Origin of the sequence: Streptomyces sp. NPDC057617 (genome assembly GCF_042800555.1) — a bacterium.
GTDB lineage: Bacteria > Actinomycetota > Actinomycetes > Streptomycetales > Streptomycetaceae > Streptomyces.
The window spans coordinates 359,588-378,940 of sequence record NZ_JBHVGV010000004.1; the positions used below are offsets into that span (position 1 = coordinate 359,588).

Annotated in this window: 18 protein-coding genes; 3 read left to right on the top strand and 15 right to left on the bottom strand. The window is 69.5% G+C overall.

Features of this window, described 5'->3' with window-relative positions; genetic code table 11:
* Positions 1-268 precede the first annotated feature (268 nt).
* The 6 genes from pyrE to ACFU9P_RS13215 form a co-directional block, all read right to left on the bottom strand.
* The gene (gene pyrE / locus ACFU9P_RS13190) at positions 269-808 is read right to left on the bottom strand and encodes an orotate phosphoribosyltransferase (RefSeq protein WP_376373643.1); all 540 of its coding nucleotides are present in this window, start codon (positions 806-808) and stop codon (positions 269-271) included.
* 84 nt (positions 809-892) lie between these two features.
* Positions 893-1,687: an aldose 1-epimerase gene (locus tag ACFU9P_RS13195; protein ID WP_384079660.1), complete on the bottom strand. Its 795-nt coding sequence runs from the start codon at positions 1,685-1,687 to the stop codon at positions 893-895.
* Positions 1,688-1,696: 9 nt separating this feature from the next.
* On the bottom strand, positions 1,697-2,770 hold the full coding sequence (locus ACFU9P_RS13200; RefSeq protein WP_384079663.1) for an SRPBCC family protein: 1,074 nt from the start codon (positions 2,768-2,770) through the stop codon (positions 1,697-1,699).
* A 127-nt stretch (positions 2,771-2,897) separates the two neighbouring features.
* Positions 2,898-4,496 carry a polyamine aminopropyltransferase gene (locus ACFU9P_RS13205; protein ID WP_376373650.1) on the bottom strand — a complete coding sequence of 533 codons (1,599 nt, stop codon included), beginning with the start codon at positions 4,494-4,496 and terminating at the stop codon, positions 2,898-2,900.
* Between the two features lie 54 nt (positions 4,497-4,550).
* Positions 4,551-5,069 carry a DUF2617 family protein gene (locus tag ACFU9P_RS13210; protein ID WP_376373653.1) on the bottom strand — a complete coding sequence of 173 codons (519 nt, stop codon included), beginning with the start codon at positions 5,067-5,069 and terminating at the stop codon, positions 4,551-4,553.
* 333 nt (positions 5,070-5,402) lie between these two features.
* Positions 5,403-5,714: a hypothetical protein gene (locus ACFU9P_RS13215; protein ID WP_384079667.1), complete on the bottom strand. Its 312-nt coding sequence runs from the start codon at positions 5,712-5,714 to the stop codon at positions 5,403-5,405.
* 192 nt (positions 5,715-5,906) lie between these two features.
* Here ACFU9P_RS13215 and ACFU9P_RS13220 point away from each other — a divergent pair, with 192 nt between their 5' ends.
* A complete protein-coding gene (locus tag ACFU9P_RS13220; RefSeq protein WP_376373659.1) occupies positions 5,907-7,064 on the top strand; it encodes a pyridoxal phosphate-dependent aminotransferase in 1,158 nt (385 codons plus the stop codon).
* A gap of 155 nt (positions 7,065-7,219) precedes the next feature.
* Here ACFU9P_RS13220 and ACFU9P_RS13225 read toward each other — a convergent pair whose 3' ends face one another.
* The 4 genes from ACFU9P_RS13225 to clpB all read right to left on the bottom strand — a co-directional run bounded on the left by ACFU9P_RS13225 (position 7,220) and on the right by clpB (position 12,448).
* The gene (locus ACFU9P_RS13225) at positions 7,220-7,747 is read right to left on the bottom strand and encodes a YbjN domain-containing protein (RefSeq protein ID WP_384079670.1); all 528 of its coding nucleotides are present in this window, start codon (positions 7,745-7,747) and stop codon (positions 7,220-7,222) included.
* Positions 7,748-7,828: 81 nt separating this feature from the next.
* Complete coding sequence (locus tag ACFU9P_RS13230; RefSeq protein ID WP_384079672.1) at positions 7,829-8,419, bottom strand: RloB family protein; 591 nt, start codon at positions 8,417-8,419, stop codon at positions 7,829-7,831.
* Positions 8,397-9,692, bottom strand: a complete 1,296-nt coding sequence (locus ACFU9P_RS13235; RefSeq protein WP_384079675.1) for an ATP/GTP-binding protein — start codon at positions 9,690-9,692, stop codon at positions 8,397-8,399. Before ACFU9P_RS13235 ends, ACFU9P_RS13230 begins: the two co-directional genes overlap by 23 nt.
* 137 nt (positions 9,693-9,829) lie before the next feature.
* On the bottom strand, positions 9,830-12,448 hold the full coding sequence (gene clpB / locus ACFU9P_RS13240; protein ID WP_384080059.1) for an ATP-dependent chaperone ClpB: 2,619 nt from the start codon (positions 12,446-12,448) through the stop codon (positions 9,830-9,832).
* A 160-nt stretch (positions 12,449-12,608) separates the two neighbouring features.
* Between clpB and ACFU9P_RS13245 the strand changes: the two genes are divergently transcribed.
* On the top strand, positions 12,609-13,013 hold the full coding sequence (locus ACFU9P_RS13245) for a pyridoxamine 5'-phosphate oxidase family protein (protein WP_376373664.1): 405 nt from the start codon (positions 12,609-12,611) through the stop codon (positions 13,011-13,013).
* A gap of 131 nt (positions 13,014-13,144) precedes the next feature.
* On the opposite strand, the gene ACFU9P_RS13250 is transcribed toward ACFU9P_RS13245, so the two are convergent.
* Positions 13,145-13,465 carry a (2Fe-2S)-binding protein gene (locus ACFU9P_RS13250; protein ID WP_046495139.1) on the bottom strand — a complete coding sequence of 107 codons (321 nt, stop codon included), beginning with the start codon at positions 13,463-13,465 and terminating at the stop codon, positions 13,145-13,147.
* Between the two features lie 356 nt (positions 13,466-13,821).
* Between ACFU9P_RS13250 and ACFU9P_RS13255 the strand changes: the two genes are divergently transcribed.
* Complete coding sequence (locus ACFU9P_RS13255) at positions 13,822-14,835, top strand: helix-turn-helix transcriptional regulator (protein ID WP_376373667.1); 1,014 nt, start codon at positions 13,822-13,824, stop codon at positions 14,833-14,835.
* Between the two features lie 150 nt (positions 14,836-14,985).
* Here the strand turns inward: ACFU9P_RS13255 and ACFU9P_RS13260 are convergent, their stop codons facing one another.
* The 4 genes from ACFU9P_RS13260 to dnaK form a co-directional block, all read right to left on the bottom strand.
* A complete protein-coding gene (locus ACFU9P_RS13260) occupies positions 14,986-15,459 on the bottom strand; it encodes a heat shock protein transcriptional repressor HspR (RefSeq protein ID WP_046500259.1) in 474 nt (157 codons plus the stop codon).
* A gap of 11 nt (positions 15,460-15,470) precedes the next feature.
* Positions 15,471-16,664, bottom strand: coding sequence for a molecular chaperone DnaJ (gene dnaJ / locus ACFU9P_RS13265; RefSeq protein ID WP_384079680.1), 1,194 nt, complete (start codon positions 16,662-16,664; stop codon positions 15,471-15,473).
* Positions 16,665-16,730: 66 nt separating this feature from the next.
* The gene (gene grpE, locus ACFU9P_RS13270) at positions 16,731-17,393 is read right to left on the bottom strand and encodes a nucleotide exchange factor GrpE (RefSeq protein WP_376373673.1); all 663 of its coding nucleotides are present in this window, start codon (positions 17,391-17,393) and stop codon (positions 16,731-16,733) included.
* Entirely contained in the window at positions 17,390-19,246 is a 1,857-nt protein-coding gene (gene dnaK / locus ACFU9P_RS13275) for a molecular chaperone DnaK (protein WP_376373676.1), read from the bottom strand. The genes grpE and dnaK overlap by 4 nt, the downstream gene beginning before the upstream one ends.
* Between the last annotated feature and the right edge of the window lie 107 nt (positions 19,247-19,353).

Consider the following 19,353-nt stretch of genomic DNA (forward strand, 5'->3'; position numbering starts at 1 on the left):
CCGTCGTCGCCTCCATCTTCCCGGGCTCCCACAGGGTCTCCCCTCGGAGCACCACCCTGGCGGCTCAGATTGGGGGCCCCGAACAACGGCGGCGGCCTTGGTTGTTTCACGGAAAAAACCCAGGGCCACACCAAATGCCCAGCTCAGAGCCGCTGTACGGACGTCGTACGGGCGCTGTACGGGCAGCCGGCCGGCCGGGGAGACCACCGAGGCCGGGTACGTCCCAGGCGGTGCGGCGTCCCGGACTCAGGGCTGCGGCGTCCCGGTCTCAGGCCAGACCCAGCTCATCCAGCCCATAGACATGGAGATACGGAAGTCCCGCCTCGGCGATGGCCGGAGCCGCCCCCCGCTCCACGATGACCGCCACCGCGACGACCTCGCCGCCGGCTTCCCGTACCGCCTCGACGGCCGTGAGCGGCGAGCCGCCCGTGGTGGAGGTGTCCTCGACGACCAGACAGCGCCGGCCCTTCACCTCCGTACCCTCGATCCGGCGCTGAAGACCGTGCGCCTTCTGTGCCTTGCGGACAACAAAGGCGTCCAGGCGCCGGCCACGGGCGGCGGAGGCGTGCAGCATCGCGGTGGCCACCGGGTCGGCGCCCAGGGTCAGCCCGCCGACGCAGTCGAAGTCCAGCTCGGCGGTGGCATCGAGCATGACCTGACCGACCAGCGGCGCGGCATGACCGTCCAGGGTGATCCGGCGCAGATCGATGTACCAGTCGGCCTCACGGCCCGAGGAGAGGGTCACCCGGCCGTGGACCACGGCCTTGTCCTTGATCAGTTGCAGCAGCTCAGCCCGTGCGTCAGTCATGGCCCCGAGCTTATGCGCTGCGGCCCGGCGCCCCGGATGCCGTCCCCCGGGCCGGCCGCCGGGCGCCGCACGTCAGCCCCTCGCTCAGAGCCGCCGCCAGGTCCAGTTCGCGGTGATCTCCAGCGGTTCCACGGGAGTGACCAGCCGGGGCAGGCTGTTGAGCCCGTTCGGCGGGCCCGACTGGGGCTCCACACAGACCGCCTCGGCCTGCTCGTCGTACACCACGACCCACTCCGCCCGGCTCGTGACCTTCAGCTCCAGCTCGCCGGGCCAGGTCAGGGTCACCGCCACTCCGTCGGGCATCCCGAAACAGTCGTCCCAGGGGCCGGGGCGCGGCGGGACCCGGCGGCCGGTGGGCAGATGGTCGGCGCCGCGCTCCTCCTGCCAGGCCGGGGCGAAGTCGATACGCGCCTCACTGCCGTTGAGGGTGCGCAGGAACCAGGGGTGCCAGCCGGCCTGCGCCGGGAAGGACGTGTCGTACGTCTCCACCCCCAGCGCGAGCGACAGCGAGTCCTCGGTCAGCTCGAAGGTCTGGGTGACCCGCCCGCTGTACGGCCAGGGGTCGACGAGGTCGTACGTGAACGCCGCCTCGCCGCCGCCCGCACGGGCCGTGCGCCAAGCCGTGTCCCGGCCGGTGCCATGGATCGCGTGCGGCGGGGAGTTGAGGGGCATCTGGTGGACCACGCCGCCGTTGCGGAACTGCCCGTGCTCGATGCGCCCGCACCACGGCACCATCGGGAAGCAGCCGTACCGCGCGCCCTGGCGCAGCAGTTCGGTCCCGCCGATCCGCAGACTGCCGATCCGGCAGCCGTTCGCCGGGTTGATGGTCAACTCGGCGTCGCCCGCCGCCAGTCGAATGCTCTCTTCGCTGCTACTCACACCCCGACACTACTTGCGGCGGCGCAGTGCGCGGCCCACCACCACGGCGGAGGCGAGCGCCAGCGCGGCGGCCGGCGCGACCCAGCGGAGGGTGGCCCCCGCGCTGCCGGGGTCGGGCGCGGGCACGGGGGCGTACCGGCCGCGCGGCGGCGCGTGGTCGACCTCCTCGGCGCTGCGGCCGATCATGGTGCGGCGGGCGTGGGCGGCTTCGGCGGGCGGTTCGCCGGGGATGATGAAGTCGCCTTCGCCGGAGATGGTCTCGCCGTCGAGCGAGGACGAGGGGAGGTCGACCTCGAAGACGGAGACGTCGAGTTCTTCGTCGTCGTCCAACTCGGCGTCGTCCAGATCGTCTTCATCGAAATCGTCGGCGTCGAGGCGGTCGGCGTCGATGTCATCGGCGTCGAGATCGCCGTCGCGCTCACCGGCGGGGCCGGCGGGCTCGTCGGTGTCCTCGGCATCCCCGGCCGCAGTCTCCTCGCCCTCGGTCTCCTCGGCCGCGCTCTCCGGTACGGCGTCCAGGGCCTCCGGGTGGTCCGAAGCCGCCGAAGCGCTCGAAGCCTCCACGGCCCCGGCGGCCTCGCCCGCCTTACCCGAATCCGAAGCCCCAGCCCGCTCAGCCTCAGCCTGGCCAGCCCCCTCGGCCCCCTGGTCCAGCTTCGCCGCCATCTCCCCCAGCCCCGCCGCCAGCCGGTCCAGCAGCCGGTGTGCCGCCGCCGTGACCGCTTCGACGGGCAGGTCCGCCAGCCGGCCGTCCACGCTCGATCCGCCGGTGAAGGTCAGCGTCGTACCGTCCGGTGCCTCCGCCAGCCGAAGCACGAGCGTCAGCTTGGCCGCGCCGCTGCCCCGGACCTCGGCGCCCTCTCCCTCGGCGGTGAAAACCCCGTCCCGCTCGGCCAGCGTCAGCGTGCCGCGGTACGTGATCGTATGGCCGCCGATACGGACCCTGAGCCGGCCCGAGAGCGGGCCCGCCGACGCGTCGGCGTCCTGTTGGAAGCCCGGAACGCAGCGCGCCACCCCCGCGGGGTCCCGCAGCGTCTGCCGGAGGGCCTCTGCCGCCACCGGAACGAATACTTCATGCTCCATGGAAACCGAGCCTACTCAGCCCGGGCGCCCGAGGCGGCCTTCTCGCCGAGGCGGATTCACCACCGGCGCGCCACCACCGCACCACCGCCGTGCCCGTTCCACCCCGCGCGCGCCAACCGGCCCCCGCTCACTCCGTATACCGCGGGTGCACCAGCGTCGACGGCGGCAGATCCGGTATGCGCGTACGCTCCACCCCCCGCGCGCCCGCCGTCAGCAGGGGTGTCCCCAGAGATCGCAGCCGGGGCGCGTTCTCCGCCAGGCCGAGCACCGGGCTGAAGCCCAGCCGGGCCAGCGTGAACCCCCAGTCGGACAGTGCAGGAGTGCCGTCCTTCACCCGGTCGGGCCCCGCGGCGAACCCGGACGGCGGGCCCGTCGCGCTGTACGGAGCGGTCCCGAAGCCGGCCGCGCGCAGCGTCGCGTCGACCGTCCAGTACGTACGAGGCTGGGTCGTGGGCGATCCCGCGTGCACCGCGAGCCGCCCGTCGTCCGCGAGCACCCGGGTGGTCAGGCAGTAGAACTCCTCCGAATACAGCTTGGTGCTGGCCGTGATGCCCGGGTTCGGCAGGTCCGAGATCACCACGTCGTACGTACGTTCAGGACCGGCCCGCAGCCAGGTGAACGCGTCCGCGTAGACCGTACGCAGCCGTGGATCGTCGAACGCGTGCCCGTTCAGCGCGGCCAGCGCGGGGTCCTCCCGGGCGAGCCGGACGACGCCCGGGTCCAGCTCGACGACGGTGACCGCCCGCACGTCCCCGTACCGCAGGACCTCGCGCGCGGCCAGCCCGTCGCCACCGCCGAGGATCAGCACGCGCCGGTGGCGCCCGCGCATGGCGGGGTGCACCAGCGCCTCGTGGTAGCGGTACTCGTCGCGCCCGCTGACCCGGAGCCGCCCGTCCACATAGAGGTCCAGCGGCCCGTCCCGGCCGCCGGTGAGGACGACCTCCTGCACGTCCGTGTGGACGGCGACCCGCACCCGGTCCCCGTAGACCGCGCGGCGCGCCGCCCGCTCGAAGTCGTCGACCAGTACGGCCGCGGTGGCCAGCACCGACAGCACCAGCACATTGACCGCCACCAGCAGCCAGCGCGAGCGCGGGCTCAGATCGCGCCGGAAGAGCCAGAGGACCAGGGCACCGCCCGCCACCGCGTTGATCCCGCCGGTCAGCAGCGCGCCCGTGAGCTGTCCGAGCCAGGGCAGCAGCAGGAACGGGAAGGCCAGCCCGCCGACCAGAGCCCCCACATAGTCCGCGGCGAACAGATCGGCGACCGTCCCCTCCGCGTCCTGCCGGGAGAACCGCTGTATGAGCGTCATCAGCAGCGGGATCTCGGCGCCGATGAGGATGCCGATGGCCAGCGAGAAGCCCACCAGGGCATACCGCGACTCGCCCATCCAGACGAAGCTCCCGTACAGCACCAGCGCCGAGCAGCCGCCCAGCAGCGCGAGCGCCGCCTCCAGCAGCCCGAATCCGACCGCGGCCCGGCAGCGCAGCCGCTTGGCGAGCAGCGAGCCGACGCCCATCGCGAAGACCATCACGGAGAGGACGACGGAGGCCTGGGTGACGGAGTCCCCGATGAGATACGAGGCGAGCGCCACCAGCTCCAGCTCGTACACCAGTCCGCAGGCGGCGCAGATGAAGACCACGGCGAGAATCAGGAAGCGCCCGGCATCCGCCCGCACGGGCAGCCGTGTCGCACCCTGGGGCGGCGAGGACGCGGTCTGCTCGATCATGCTCGTAACGCTACGTCACGAATTCATTGCGGTTTGTCACCCACACGGGTGTAACTACAGCACCGCAGGCATACGGACGCCGACCCGTGTCCGTGTCACCACGAGCTGGCCCTCCTGGGGGTAGGCATGCCAGGTGCGCCAGTGGACCTGGCCTTCGTCGCGCTGCGCCAGCATCGCGGTGAAGGCGTACGGCGCGCCGGGGAAGATGCCCGCGAGCCCGTTGGGATGGTCCGCGACCAGCGCGAGCAGCTCCTGCGCGCGCCCCGCGAACGAGCCGTGCGAGAGCGTCTCGACGCGCGCCGCGAATTCGTACTCCCAGTCCCCGAGCCGCTTGGAGACACCGAGCGGTAATGGGGTGCTGCTGCCCGGGATACAGGCGACGGTCTCGGAGCAGACACCGTGCTCCTCCTCCAGAAGCACCTGATGGGAGGCGCCGAGCAGTCTGAGCTGGACTCCGGCGCCGTCGAGTTCGAGGTCGAGGACGGCCAGGGCGGGGAGTGGCTCCCGGCCCAGCGCCCAGGCCAGATCGGCGGCACGGGAGTCGGTGTAGGCCGTATTGAGATTGGTGAGCATGGGCAGGCTCCGCAAACACGCTTGACGGGTGGACCGGGGACGACCCCGACGATGAGCGAGGGAACTTGTGGGGGGAGATCGCCGGCTCGACTCCGCGGGAGTTCCGAGGGCTGGAAGCTCTCACAGCGAGGGAATCACGAAGTACGCCACGCTCACAGCGTTTTTACCCAACTTGACGGGGTTTTCCATCCCCCCGGGGGCCCTACAGTTCAACTGTTCAACAAAAGCGACGAAGACCGGTGGAGAACGGCGTCCGAACGGTCAACACGGAGATGCCCGGCGGGAGTTCACTCCCACCGGGCATCGACGGCACCGCGGACCAGCTGCCCCGTGTCAGCTGCCTCCGCCGCCGCATCCCCCGCCGCCGCCACCGCACGACGAGCCCCCTCCGCAGGAGGAAGACGAGTCGCCTCCGCCGCACCCCCCGAAGGTGCCGCCTCCGCTGCCGGCCCACCAACTCCGGTCGGAGCGGCGCTTCTTGGTCTTCGTCGATCCACCGCGGGCCGCGCGGCTGCGGCTCGCGTTGCGCGACATGCGGGAGAGGCGCTTCGCCCGCGCCTTGTCCCGGTTGCCCACGCTCGACACCAGCCCGACCAGCGCGATCGCCACCATGACCACAACGGCCGCGATTCCCAAACCTGTCATCGATCTCACCGCTTTCCGTTCCCCCGAAGCGAGGCCGCCCGCCCCCCGTAGCACGGCCGGCCTCGTACTCCATCCCTCCGCGCCCTGCGCTCAGTTGTCCGTGAACGCGGCGCGTGAATGGGGTGTCCCCCCGGCCTCCACGGCCCAAAGCTGACTTGAGCAACTCCAGAGGTTCGGCACAGGATGGCCGCCATGACCAAAGAATGGCTCGGCGGAACGACGATCTTCGCGGAGATGTCGGCGCTGGCGGTACGGACCGGAGCGATCAACCTCGGCCAGGGGTTCCCCGACACCGACGGCCCGGAGTCGGTACGGGAGGCCGCGGTACGGGCGCTGCGCGACGGCCGCGGCAATCAGTACCCGCCCGGCCCCGGCGTCCCCGAGCTGCGCACCGCGGTGGCGGAGCACCAGCAACGGCGGTACGGCCTGACATACGACCCCGGCACCGAGGTCCTGGTCACGGCCGGCGCGACCGAGGCGATCGCCGCCGCGCTGCTGGCGCTGGTCGACACCGGCGACGAGGTGATCGCGCTGGAGCCGTACTACGACTCGTACGCCGCCTGCGTCGGCATGGCGGGCGGCACCCGCGTCCCGGTCACCCTGCGCCCCCGCGACGGCGCGTACCACCTGGACCTGGACGAACTGCGCGCCGCCGTCACCGGCCGCACCCGGCTGATCCTCCTCAACACCCCGCACAACCCCACCGGCACGGTCCTCGGCCGCGAGGAGCTGACGGCCATCGCGGAACTCGCCGTCGAGCGCGATCTGCTGGTCGTCACGGACGAGGTGTACGAACATCTCGTCTTCGACGGCGAGCACATCCCGATCGCCACGCTCCCCGGCATGCGCGAACGCACCCTGACCATCAGCTCCGCCGGCAAGACCTTCTCGTTCACCGGCTGGAAGGTGGGATGGGTGACGGGACCGCCGGAGCTGGTGACGGCGGTGCGGTCCGCGAAGCAGTTCCTGACGTATGTGGCCTCGGGCCCGTTCCAGTACGCGATCGCGGAGGCGCTACGGCTGCCGGACAGCTACTTCGAAGGGGTACGCGCCGATCTGCGGGCCAAGCGCGATGTGCTCTCGGCGGGCCTGTCGGCGGCCGGCTTCGACGTCTACCGCCCGGCCGGCACGTACTTCGTCACCACCGACATCCGCCCCCTCGGCGAATCCGACGGCTTCACCTTCTGCCGCAACCTGCCGGCCCGCTGCGGAGTGGTGGCGGTCCCGAACGCGGTCTTCTACGACCACCAGAAGGAGGGCGCCCCCTTCGTACGCTTCGCGTTCTGCAAAAGCCAGAGCGTCCTGGCGGAGGCCGCCGGACGGTTGCGGGAGTCGTTCGCGGTCCGCTGACGGCCCTCGCGACCGAAGCGGGTGCGCCGGCCGGTGGCCCGGGCGGGAGACGACGACACGATAGCCCGGCCTGGGACCATAAGACTCACGGTCCCGGGCCGGGCTCCTGTCGCGCTGCGGGTGCCACCGGGGTGGGCTCAGCGCCGGGGTTCGGGTCAGACGTCGTCGGGCTTTTCGTCGCCCGGCTGGAGGCCGAGCTGCTCGACGAGCCACTTGTCGAACTCGATCGAGGCCCGCACCCAGCTCACCGTCGACGACACGAAGTGCTCCAGGCTGACGCCCATGCCGATCAGCATCTGCGCCTCGCCGATGAGCCGGACAGTGGGGAGACTGTCGCCCTCCTCGTGGATGTGGCTGTAGACCTTGGGCCACAGCGTGCGGCGGTTCCAGTCGTCGATCGCGTCGAGGATCTTGGACTTGTCCGCGATGGGGTGCGGCCGGTCGTAAAACGTCCGCACCGAGAAGACCTGCTGGTCCTCCTCGCCGCGGAACATGAAGTACGTACGGAATTCCTCCCACGGCGCCGCGAGGTCACCCTCGTCGTCGACGACGTACTTCAGCTCCATCTGGTCGAGGAGTTGCTTGACCAGATCCTGATCAGGGACGACGGGGCCCGCCGGTCCCGCACCCTGCTGCTGGGGCTGGCCCCCGAAATTCGGAATCGAGGACGGGTCGATGCTCACCGTGAATTTCCCTTCGTACGGTTCCTGCCATCCTCCCCCATCCCAGGAGGGGCCTGGCAACCCCGGCCACACCTCAGCGGGTCACGGGTTCGCCATCCGGTCCGTGAGCTGCCATACGCCCGTCGAGGGATTCAGAGCGTGTTCCGCCCCGGACGGGTCGAGTTTCCGGGCCCGTTCCCCCGCCTGCGGTACCCCGTCCCGGTATCGGGAGAAGTCCACCCGGGTCTTGTCGTAGCCGGGCACATGCTTCTCCAGGAGAGGGAGCAGCTTCTTGTACGAGCCGGTGTGCGCGCGGTGATCAGCGAAGTGGAGCAGGAGCCAGAGCTCGAAGCATGGGTTGGAGACGGCGACCTTGATGCCGTGCCGACGGGCGGCGAGGGCAGCCTTTGCGACGTCCGGGTACTCGTCGACGTCGAAAACGCACCACACCTCGTCGTAGCCGCCCTTGTTCAAATCCCGCTGGCCACGTGCGTACGCCACGAGCTGTGTCGGCGAGCAAGGCTTGCCGCGTACGACGACCGAAACGGCCGGGTTACGAAGATCGTCGCGCAGCCCTTGTAAGTACTGCCGCTCGGTCTCCTTACTGCCGCAGACGATCAGCATCGTGCGCGCGGAACGCCGGACCGGGCCGCGCCGACGGCCCGATCCCTCACGCGGAAACGTCCTCGCCATGAGCCCCCCAGAACTTCTTGAGCATGTCCTCGAAAGCCGTCTCCGGCAGCAGCGGCACAGCTCCGTAGCTGCCTGCCAGATAGCGACGCTCGAAGTTCTCGCCCTTGCGCGGCTTGAAATCGGTGAGCGGATACAGCGTCGAGGCGCCGGTTCTCGGGCTCTTCTCGACGAACCAGACCTGATCGCGCCGGAGCACCTGGTCTCCGAGCATGGTGCCGAGGAGGGAGGCGTCGTGAGTGGTGAAGATCAACTGAGCGCCGAGCGGGTTCAGTTCAGGGTTCTGGAAGAGCGTGAGGAGCTTGGCGGTGAGCAAGGGGTGGAGGCTCACGTCGATCTCGTCGACCCACATGGACGTTCCGTTCAGAATCGTCATGACCGCCGTAGTGGCCATGTTCAGCCACGTCTTGGTTCCTGCCGATTCGGCGGCAGCCGGCAAGATGAACTCGTCGTCACCGACCCGGTGAATGAACTCCATCGGCTGCGACGCCGCATCCTTGAAGTCCTGCGGCACCTCTTCCCACACCGAGTCAGCCGACTGCCCAGTCTGGAACGCCTTGGACTTCATATTCCCGTCCGCTCCCCGGCGGATGTCGTACACCCCCAGATCCGCTGCCGCCAGAACCTCCCCCCACAGCGGTAGTCCCAGCCGCGAGAACATTTCGTACCTGGAGGCGCCGATCTCGTCGAACGTCGTAAACGCCTGCCGCGTGTTGTCGCCAATGATCAAGGCACTTGTCAGGGCGTACCACACCGGTACGAGCTGTCCATGCGAGGACTGGGCTCCGGCCGAGAGATAGAGGCTGTTCGGCCTCATCATCCGCTCGGCGGCCACCCGTTCACCGGTCAACGTCGCGCCATAGGTCATGGCCATTCGGTCACGTTCGAAGAGAACACGTTTGCGACCCTTGGGATAGGCATAGAGCCACTCCTCCGCGACCTCTGTGTCCGTGACGCTGAAGCCATACACATAACGCACACCCTCCAACAGAAGGTCCACCCCATACGACGACGGCTCGTGACGACTCACGTGGTTAAGGAGGAAGGGCCGTCGTGGTACCCGAGCTCCCGGCAGCCACCGGGCCTGCGACGCGTGTACTGCCACCGCGAAGAACCAGAGCGCGTCCACCACCGTCGACTTCCCCGAAGCATTCGCCCCGAAGATCGCCACCACCGGCACCGCCGGCCGGTCGTCCTCCCCGTACGTCGGTACGAAGTTCAGCTCCTGAGGTTCGCGAAGAGAACCGTGGTTGGCGACACGAAAGCTCAGTAGCACAGACCATGCACCCCCTTAAAGGCCTTGTGAACAAGTGAATCGCGAAATGCCAGAACAAGCCGATGGTAGTTCCCCATCACGAACCCGAACAGGCCCGCCACCCGAGCGGGTGACGGGCCTGTCGACAGCCGCATCGGCTACAGGGTCTTCTCGACCGGCTCCGCCGGCTCCACCGTCGCCGCCCCCACGATCAAGTCGTCCCCGAAGCGGTCCACCCTGACCGTGTCGCCGTCCTTGATTTCGCCCGACAGGATTTCCTTCGCCAGGCGGTCGCCGATCGCCGTCTGGACCAGGCGGCGGAGGGGGCGGGCGCCGTAGGCGGGGTCGTTGCCCTCTGTGGCCAGCCAGTCCAGAGCCTCGGGGGTGATGTCCAGGGTGAGGCGGCGGTCGGCGAGGCGGCGGGAGAGGCGGTCGGTCTGGAGTTTGGCGATACGGGCCAGGTCGTCCTTGGTCAGGGCCGAGAAGACCACCAGGTCGTCGAGCCGGTTCAGGAACTCCGGCTTGAAGGAGGCCCTCACCATCTCCAGGACCTGCTGCTTCTTGGTCTCCTCGGTGGTGGTCGGCTCCACCAGGTACTGGCTGCCGAGGTTCGACGTCAGGACCAGGATCGTGTTGCGGAAGTCCACCGTCCGCCCCTGGCCGTCGGTGAGCCGGCCGTCGTCCAGGACCTGGAGCAGGATGTCGAAGACCTCGGGGTGGGCCTTCTCGACCTCGTCCAGCAGGATCACCGAGTACGGGCGCCTGCGCACCGCCTCCGTGAGCTGGCCGCCCTCCTCGTACCCGACATAGCCGGGAGGCGCGCCGACCAGCCGGGCGACCGAGTGCTTCTCGCCGTACTCGCTCATGTCGATACGGACCATCGCCCGCTCGTCGTCGAAGAGGAAGTCCGCGAGCGCCTTGGCCAGTTCGGTCTTGCCGACACCCGTGGGGCCGAGGAAGAGAAACGATCCGGTGGGCCGGTCGGGGTCGGCGATGCCGGCGCGGGTACGGCGTACCGCGTCGGACACCGCACGTACCGCCTCGGTCTGGCCGATCAGCCGCCTGCCCAGCTCCTGCTCCATGCGCAGCAGCTTCTGCGTCTCGCCCTCCAGCAGCCGCCCGGCCGGGATCCCGGTCCAGGAGCCGACCACATCGGCGATGTCGTCCGGGCCGACCTCCTCCTTGACCATCGTGTCCTTGGCCGCCTCCTGCTCGGCCCGCGCCGCCGCCTCCAACTCCCGTTCCAGGCCCGGGATCTCCCCGTACAGCAGCTTGGAGGCGGTGTCGAAGTCACCGTCGCGCTGGGCGCGTTCGGCCTGGCCGCGCAGGTCGTCGAGACGTTCCTTCAGCTCGCCGACCCGGTTGAGGCCCTGCTTCTCCTTCTCCCAGCGGGCGTTGAGGCCGCGCAGCTCCTCCTCGCGGTCCGCGAGGTCACGGCGCAGCTTCTCCAGCCGCTGCTTGGAGGCGGGGTCGGACTCGTTCTTGAGCGCCAGCTCCTCCATCCGCAGCCGGTCGACGGCGCGCTGGAGTTCGTCGATCTCGACCGGCGAGGAGTCGATCTCCATCCGGAGCCGGGACGCGGCCTCGTCCACCAGGTCGATGGCCTTGTCGGGCAGGAACCGCGAGGTGATGTAACGGTCGGAGAGCGCGGCGGCGGCGACCAGCGCCGCGTCCGCGATCTGCACCTTGTGGTGCGCCTCGTACCGGCCCTTGAGCCCGCGCAGGATCGCGATCGTGTCCTCGACGGACGGCTCGGCGACCAGCACCTGCTGGAAGCGCCGCTCCAGCGCCGCGTCCTTCTCGATCCGCTCGCGGTACTCGTCCAGCGTGGTCGCGCCGACCATGCGCAGCTCGCCGCGCGCCAGCATCGGCTTGAGCATGTTGCCGGCGTCCATGGCGGAGTCGCCGCCGGCGCCCGCGCCCACGACGGTGTGCAGCTCGTCGATGAAGGTGATGATCTGGCCGTCGCTCGCCTTGATCTCGGAGAGGACGGTCTTGAGGCGCTCCTCGAACTCCCCGCGGTACTTGGCCCCCGCCACCATCGCACCGAGGTCGAGCGAAACCAGCCGCTTGTTCTTGAGCGATTCCGGCACGTCGCCCTTGACGATCCGCTGCGCGAGCCCCTCGACCACGGCGGTCTTGCCGACGCCGGGCTCCCCGATCAGCACCGGGTTGTTCTTCGTACGGCGTGACAGCACCTGCACCACGCGCCGGATCTCCTGGTCCCGGCCGATGACCGGGTCGAGCCTGCCCTCACGGGCCGCGGCGGTGAAATCGGTGCCGAACTTCTCCAGGGCCTTGTACTGGCCCTCCGGGTCGGGTGTGGTCACCCGGCGTCCTCCCCTTGCCTTCTCGAACGCGTCCAGCAGCTTCTTCGCGCCGGCGCCCTGCTCCTCCAGCGCCTCCCCGGCCCGGCCCCCCTTGGCCGCGACCCCGATGAGCAGGTGCTCGGTGGAGAGATAGTCGTCCCCCAGCTCCTTGGCCCGCTGAGCCGCGTCGGCGATGACGGCGAGGGTCTCACGGTTGGGCTGCGGGGGCGCGACGGTGGACCCGGCCACGCTGGGCAGCGCGGCCAGCACCCGCTCGGCTCCGGACCGTACCGCCGCCTGGTCCGCCTCGACGGCGGCCAGCAGATCGGTGACGTTCTCGTTGTCCTGGCCTTCGAGCAGCGCGAGCAGCAGATGTGCGGGGGTCAGATCGGGATGTCCGGCCGCCACGGCGCGGTTGGTGGCGGCGTTGATCGCGTCCCGGCTCTTGTTGGTCAGCTCGGCGTCCACGGGCCCACTCTCCTCCTGGCTCAGCTCTTCGCACCGGTCGTACTGGCCGTACGACTCTTTGTACTGGTTGTACGACCTGCTTGTACGGTCCAACCTGACCGCGTCAACCTATGCAAAGTTGAGTCTATTCCACTCAAGGGCGCCACCCTAGGCTTCCGGTATGTCCATCGACGTACGGGATCCCAGCCCCGATTTTCTCGCGTTCTGGCGCGAGCACCATGTGTGCACCCTGACCACCCTCCGCCCGGACGGCACGCCTCATGTGGTGCCGGTGGGCGTCACGTACGACCCCGAGGCCGGGCTCGCGCGGATCATCACCAACAAGAACAGCAGCAAGGTCGCCAACATCCTGGCGGCGGGCCCGGAGGGCGCGCGGGTGGCGGTGTGCCAGGTCAAGCGCGGCCACTGGGCGACGCTGGAGGGCCGTGCAAGGGTCCGTACGGAGCCGGAGCTGGTGGCGGACGCGGTGAGCCGCTACACGGAACGGTACGGACGTACGCCCTCGCCCAACCCGGACCGGATCGTCATCGAGATCGCCCTGGACCGGGCGATGGGCCGCGCCTGAGGCGCACAAGGCCTACTGCAAGGCCCGGATCCGAGTCCGGGCAGCACAACGGCGCCATCGTGTTTCAGGTCCACGATGGCGCCGTTGTGTGGGGGAAGCGCCGGAGCGATTTACAACGACGGGGGAATCGCTCAGGCGCTGCGGGGGGTGGCGATGGTGGTCTGCGGTTCGACCAGTTGGTGGTCCCTCTGGTCGAGGTTGACGAAGATCATGTCGTAACGGATGGCACATCGGACCGGCTGCGGAGCCCCCCGCGGCCTCCGAAGGCAGCGGTAGGCGCGGACGTCCTCGTCCTCCTCGCGTACGACGACGATCGGCTCTCCGAACAGGGTGACCATCAGCGAGTCGCCACGGTGAGGAATGGCCGTGACAAGATCGATGAAGTGCCATCCCGACCGGTAGGCCGTGGCCATCTCGCGCCGGAAGACCCGGTCGTCCGGCGGGACGGTCACGCGCTCGGGTCGGCCGATGCGGGGACCCGGCTGCTCTGCGCCGGTGCCACGTCCCAACCGATGTCCCCGGGGGTAACGTCCTGCGGAACGCTGTCCCAGCTTATGTCACCCGACGTCGGGCCCTCAGCACTCTGAACAGTGGATCCGGCCGGCGTGGAGTCCCAGCTTATGTCCCCCCCGACAGCCAGCGCGCCATAGGCCAGAGCCGCAGAGAAAGCAGTGGCTACCACCGCGCGAAGCATTCTCTTGTACATAGTCGGCTTCGTCCTCACTTGATGGATTCCTCTCCCCCGCCATGTAGACGATGTCTCACCCGAGCACGTCAACACCACCGGGACGAGGCATCATGTTCCTGTATGTTCAGGACCCTGGGGGGTGGAGATTTGCCAGCGAACGACTCAAAACAGACACATCCCCATGCCGTCACCGATTTGTGTGATGACGGCAGACGGCTTTACGCCAGTGCGCTGCGCTCCGGCCGCATCGCCCGGAGCGAGGCAGCGGGGACTCCATGCCTCATGGAATTCGCGCTTCTGCACCCCGATCCGGACGACGCGGACTGGCTTCGCCCTGTTCCGCCGTCCGCGGCGCTCGCCCAGCGTCTCCATCCGATTGAGCGCGAGATCCAGGAACGCCGTCACTTCGCCGTAGAACTGACCGACTCTTTCGAGCCGTTCATGACGATCAGCGCACAGGACCCGCCGACCACCCACGCGATCACGGTCCTGGAGGGCGTCAGCCGCATCAACGCGGCGCTCGACCTGTCCACCGCCGAGTGCAGGACCGAGGTCCTCACCGTGCAGCCCGGGGGCGGGCGCAGCGAACATGTGCTGGCGGAGGCGCTGGAGCGCGGGCGGGCCGTCGTGGACCGCGGCATCAGTCTGCGCACGCTCTACCAGCACACCGTCCGGCACAGCCAGGGCACCCTCGCCTACGCGGAGAGGCTGGCCGAGGGCAAGGTCGAGATCCGGACACTCGAAGAACTGATAGAGCGGCTGATCATCTTCGACCGCACGGTGGCGTACATACCGGCGCGCTCCGACCGGCAGATCGCCCTGGAGCTGCGCCACCCGGGGCTGGTCGACTATCTGGCGCAGGTCTTCGAGCAGCTCTGGCGGCGCGCCACGCCCCTCACGGAGCAGGTGGCGTACGAGCCCACCCCCGACGGCATCACGGGCATCCAGCGGTCCATAGCGAGGCTTCTGGTCGAGGGGTACGTGGACGAGGCCATCGCCCGGCGGCTGGGGATGAACGTACGGACGTGCCGCGCGCACATCGCCAAGCTCGCCACGACCCTGGGCAGCGGCAGCCGGGCGCAGCTCGGCTATCTGGTGGCGCAGTCCGGGATCCTGGACCGGGAGGAGAGCTGAGACCGGGGGACAGCTGAGACCGGGGGACAGCTGAGCGGGCGGTACGCGGGCGGGCGGCCCGGAGAGGCGGAAGGACCCCCGCCCGAAGGCGAGGGTCCTTCTCGGAACCACACAGAGCCTCAGAACCACACAGGGCCGCTGAGCCGCCCCTTACTCCGTCGGCCTCTTCGGCCGCCAGACCACCAGCGCGCTCGCCTGCTGCACATCCTGATACGGCACCAGATCCCGCCGGTACGAAGCGTGCACCTGCGCCTCGCGCTGCCGCATCGCCGCCGCCGCGCCATCGACCGCCGCCGACAGCTCGGCGATCCTGGACTGGAGCGCGGCCACCTGGTTCTCCAGTTCGATGATCCGCTTGATGCCTGCCAGATTGATCCCCTCGTCCTGTGACAACTGCTGCACCTGGCGGAGCAGTTCGATGTCACGGGCCGAGTAGCGGCGCCCGCGCCCCGCCGTACGGTCCGGGGAGACCAGGCCGAGGCGGTCGTACTGTCTCAGGGTCTGCGGATGCAGCCCGGAGAGCTGGGCCGCCACCGAGATGACGTACACCGGCGTCTCCTCGGTGAGCTGATACGGATTGCGCCGCCGGCCGTCCCCACCAGGCCTGTCCGCCCTGTCAGCCATGTTCACGGGGCTCACGCTCCCTTCGCCGCCTGGAACAGCTCCGCCCGCGGGTCTTCGTCCGCGGTCGCCTTGCGGTAGGCCTCCAGCGCGTCACGTGCCTGCGCGCCGAGATCCCTGGGCACCACGACCTCGACCGTGACCAGCAGGTCGCCGCGGGTGCCGTCCTTGCGTACGGCGCCCTTGCCGCGCGCCCGCATCGTACGGCCGTTGGGCGTCCCCGGGGGCAGTTTCAGCGTGACCGGCGGACCGCCGAGGGTCGGCACCTTCACCTCGCCGCCGAGCGCCGCCTCCGTGAAGGTGACGGGCACGGTGACCGTGAGATTGTCGTCCCTGCGGCCGAACACCGGATGCGCGTCGACATGGACGACCACATAGAGATCGCCGCCCGGGCCGCCGCGCTCGCCGGGAGCGCCCTTGCCGCGCAGCCGGATCCGCTGGCCGTCGCTGACGCCCGCCGGGATCCGGACCTGCATGGTCCGCGAGGACCTGGCCCGCCCGCTGCCCTTGCAGACCTCGCACGGGTCCTGGGCGATCAGCCCGCGGCCCTTGCAGTCCACGCAAGGGTCGGTGAGCGAGAACCCGCCGCCGGAGCCGCGCGAGACCTGCCCGGTGCCCACACAGGTCGGGCAGACCCGTGGTGTGCCGTTCTTGTCGCCCGTGCCCGAACAGGCCTTGCAGGGCGCCTGGCTGGACATCCGCAGCGGGACCGTCGCGCCGTGGACCGCCTCGGTGAAGCTGAGCGTGACCTCGGACTCGATGTCCTGGCCGCGCCGCGGCTGCGTACGGGTGCCCGTACCGCCGCGGTTGAAGATGCCGCCGAAGACGTCCCCGAGCCCGCCGCCGAAGCCGCCGGCGCCGGTGCCGGCGCCCGGCTGCGTACCGCCCTGGGCGCCGCCGAAGAGGTCGCTCAGGTCGAAGTTGAACGAGCCGTTGCCGCCGGCGCCGGGTCCGGGCCGGAACCCGCCGTTGCCGAACAGGGCGCGCGCCTCGTCGTACTCCTTGCGCCTCTTGGGGTCGCCGAGGACGTCATTCGCCTCGGAGACCTCCTTGAAGCGCTCCTCGGCCTTGAGGTCACCCTTGTTGGCGTCCGGGTGGAACTCGCGGGCGAGCTTGCGGTACGCCTTCTTGATCTCGGCCTCGGTCGCGTCCTTCGGGACGCCGAGAACCTTGTAGTAGTCCTTCTCCACGAAGTCCTTCGTGCTCATTCCCGACGTCCCTCCTCTCCGCCACCGTCACTGCCCATGCCCTTGCCGTCTCCGGCCGGCACCGCGTCAGCCCTCCTCCGGGCCACCGCTCTCCTTGTCGTTCGCCGGCTCGGCCTGCTCGTCGGCGGACTTGGGCTGGGCCCCGGGCTGGGGCTCGGCCACCGCGACCCGGGCCGGCCGGATCGTCCGCTCGCCGAACCGGTACCCAGGCTGGAGGATCGCGACGCACGTCGTCTCCGTGACATCCGGCGCGTACGAATGCATCAGGGCCTCGTGGACCGTCGGGTCGAAGGGCTCGCCCTCCTTGCCGAACTGCTGGAGGCCCAGCTTCGCGACGACCGTCTCCAGCGACTCGGCCACCGACTTGAAGCCGCCGACCAGCTCCTCGTGGTCCCGCGCCCGGCCGATGTCGTCGAGCACGGGCAGCAGCTCGGTCAGCAGACTCGCGACAGCGATCTCCTTGACCGTGATGCGGTCGCGCTCCACCCGCCTGCGGTAGTTCTGGTACTCGGCCTGGAGCCGCTGGAGATCCGCGGTGCGCTCGTTGAGCGCCATCCGGACCTGGTCCAGCCGCGCGGTCAGCGCTACTTCCTGTACGTCCCCGGCCGAGGCCGCCGGGCCCGGGTCCCGCAGGGGGTCCGGCCCGTCGGCATTCGGCGTGGCGTCATCGTGTCCGGCGCCGGAGGGGACGTCGGGCTTCTCGTCGAAGCCCGGGGTCTCCTCGGTCACACCGCACCGTCCTTCTTGGGCCGCTCGTCGTCCACGATCTCGGCGTCGACGACATCGTCGTCGGCCTGGGTCCGCCCGGCGCCCGCTCCGCCGTCGGCACCGCCCGCGGCGGCACTGGCCTGGGCGTCGGCGTACATCGCCTGGCCGAGCTTCTGGGAGACGGCCGCGAGCTTCTCCGTGGAGGTACGGATCTCCGCGGTGTCCTCGCCCTTCAGCTTCTCCTTCAGCTCGCCGATGGCCACCTCGACCTCGGCCTTGACGTCGCCGGGGACCTTCTCCTCGTTGTCCTTGAGGAACTTCTCCGTCTGGTAGACGAGCTGCTCGGCCTGGTTGCGCGTCTCGGCGGCCTCGCGGCGGCGGTGGTCCTCGTCCGCGTACTGCTCGGCCTCCTCACGCATCCGGTTGACCTCGTCCTTCGGCAGCGAGGAGCCGCCGGTGACGGTCATCTTCTGCTCCTTGCCGGTGCCGAGGTCCTTCGCGGCGACGTGCATGATGCCGTTGGCGTCGATGTCGAAGGCGACCTCGATCTGCGGCACACCGCGCGGGGCGGGCGGCAGACCGGTCAGCTCGAACATCCCGAGCTTCTTGTTGTACGCCGCGATCTCGCGCTCGCCCTGGTAGACCTGGATCTGCACCGACGGCTGGTTGTCCTCGGCCGTGGTGAAGATCTCGGAGCGCTTCGTCGGAATCGTCGTGTTCCGCTCGATCAGCTTGGTCATGATGCCGCCCTTGGTCTCGATACCGAGGGACAGCGGGGTGACGTCGAGGAGCAGGACGTCCTTGACCTCGCCCTTGAGGACACCGGCCTGGAGCGCGGCGCCGATGGCGACGACCTCGTCCGGGTTGACGCCCTTGTTGGCGTCCCGGCCGCCCGTCAGCTCCTTGACCAGTTCCGCGACGGCGGGCATCCGGGTCGAGCCGCCGACCAGGACCACGTGGTCGATCTCGGAGAGCTGGATCCCGGCGTCCTTGATGACGTTGTGGAACGGGGTCTTGCAGCGGTCCAGCAGGTCGGACGTGAGCTGCTGGAACTGGGACCGGCTGATCTTCTCGTCCAGGTGCAGCGGGCCCTCGGCCGACGCCGTGATGTACGGAAGGTTGATCGTCGTCTCGGACGAGGACGACAGCTCGATCTTCGCCTTCTCCGCGGCCTCGCGGAGACGCTGGAGAGCCATCTTGTCCTTGGACAGGTCCACGCCATGTCCATTGGCGAACTGCTTCACCAGGAAGTCGACGACGCGCTGGTCCCAGTCGTCACCACCGAGGTGGTTGTCACCGTTGGTGGCCTTCACCTCGACGACGCCGTCACCGATCTCCAGCAGCGAGACGTCGAAGGTGCCGCCGCCGAGGTCGAAGACCAGGATCGTCTGGTCGTCCTTGTCGAGCCCGTACGCCAGGGCGGCGGCCGTCGGCTCGTTGACGATACGGAGCACGTTGAGGCCCGCGATCTCGCCGGCCTCCTTGGTGGCCTGGCGCTCCGAGTCGTTGAAGTACGCCGGGACGGTGATCACCGCGTCGGTGACCTTCTCGCCCAGGTACGCCTCCGCGTCCCGCTTCAGCTTCTGCAGCACGAAGGCCGAGATCTGCTGGGGGTTGAAGTCCTTGCCGTCCAGGTTGATCCGCCAGTCGGTGCCCATGTGGCGCTTGACCGAGCGGATGGTCCTGTCGACGTTCGTAACCGCCTGGCGCTTCGCGACCTCGCCGACGAGCACCTCGCCGTTCTTGGCGAAGGCGACGACGGACGGCGTGGTCCTGGCGCCTTCGGCGTTGGTGATGACGGTGGGCTCGCCGCCTTCGAGAACGCTGACGACGGAGTTAGTCGTGCCCAGGTCGATGCCGACCGCACGTGCCATTTCGATTCCTCCATGACTTGAGTGGAACAGGCTCAAGGATGCATCACAGATCCCAACGAGTCAAAGGACCTGAGCCAAGGGGACTCAACTATTGTGCGGATGCCTTG

What these genes read in the sequence shown, in the direction of transcription:
- pyrE (WP_376373643.1), bottom strand. Translation starts at nt 808, where the DNA reads ATGACTGACGCACGGGCTGAGCTGCTGCAACTGATCAAGGACAAGGCC.
- ACFU9P_RS13200 (WP_384079663.1), bottom strand. Translation starts at nt 2,770, where the DNA reads ATGGAGCATGAAGTATTCGTTCCGGTGGCGGCAGAGGCCCTCCGGCAG.
- ACFU9P_RS13205 (WP_376373650.1), bottom strand. Translation starts at nt 4,496, where the DNA reads ATGATCGAGCAGACCGCGTCCTCGCCGCCCCAGGGTGCGACACGGCTG.
- ACFU9P_RS13210 (WP_376373653.1), bottom strand. Translation starts at nt 5,069, where the DNA reads ATGCTCACCAATCTCAATACGGCCTACACCGACTCCCGTGCCGCCGAT.
- ACFU9P_RS13215 (WP_384079667.1), bottom strand. Translation starts at nt 5,714, where the DNA reads ATGACAGGTTTGGGAATCGCGGCCGTTGTGGTCATGGTGGCGATCGCG.
- ACFU9P_RS13220 (WP_376373659.1), top strand. Translation starts at nt 5,907, where the DNA reads ATGACCAAAGAATGGCTCGGCGGAACGACGATCTTCGCGGAGATGTCG.
- ACFU9P_RS13230 (WP_384079672.1), bottom strand. Translation starts at nt 8,419, where the DNA reads ATGGCGAGGACGTTTCCGCGTGAGGGATCGGGCCGTCGGCGCGGCCCG.
- ACFU9P_RS13245 (WP_376373664.1), top strand. Translation starts at nt 12,609, where the DNA reads ATGTCCATCGACGTACGGGATCCCAGCCCCGATTTTCTCGCGTTCTGG.
- ACFU9P_RS13255 (WP_376373667.1), top strand. Translation starts at nt 13,822, where the DNA reads ATGTTCAGGACCCTGGGGGGTGGAGATTTGCCAGCGAACGACTCAAAA.
- ACFU9P_RS13260 (WP_046500259.1), bottom strand. Translation starts at nt 15,459, where the DNA reads ATGGCTGACAGGGCGGACAGGCCTGGTGGGGACGGCCGGCGGCGCAAT.
- dnaJ (WP_384079680.1), bottom strand. Translation starts at nt 16,664, where the DNA reads ATGAGCACGAAGGACTTCGTGGAGAAGGACTACTACAAGGTTCTCGGC.
- dnaK (WP_376373676.1), bottom strand. Translation starts at nt 19,246, where the DNA reads ATGGCACGTGCGGTCGGCATCGACCTGGGCACGACTAACTCCGTCGTC.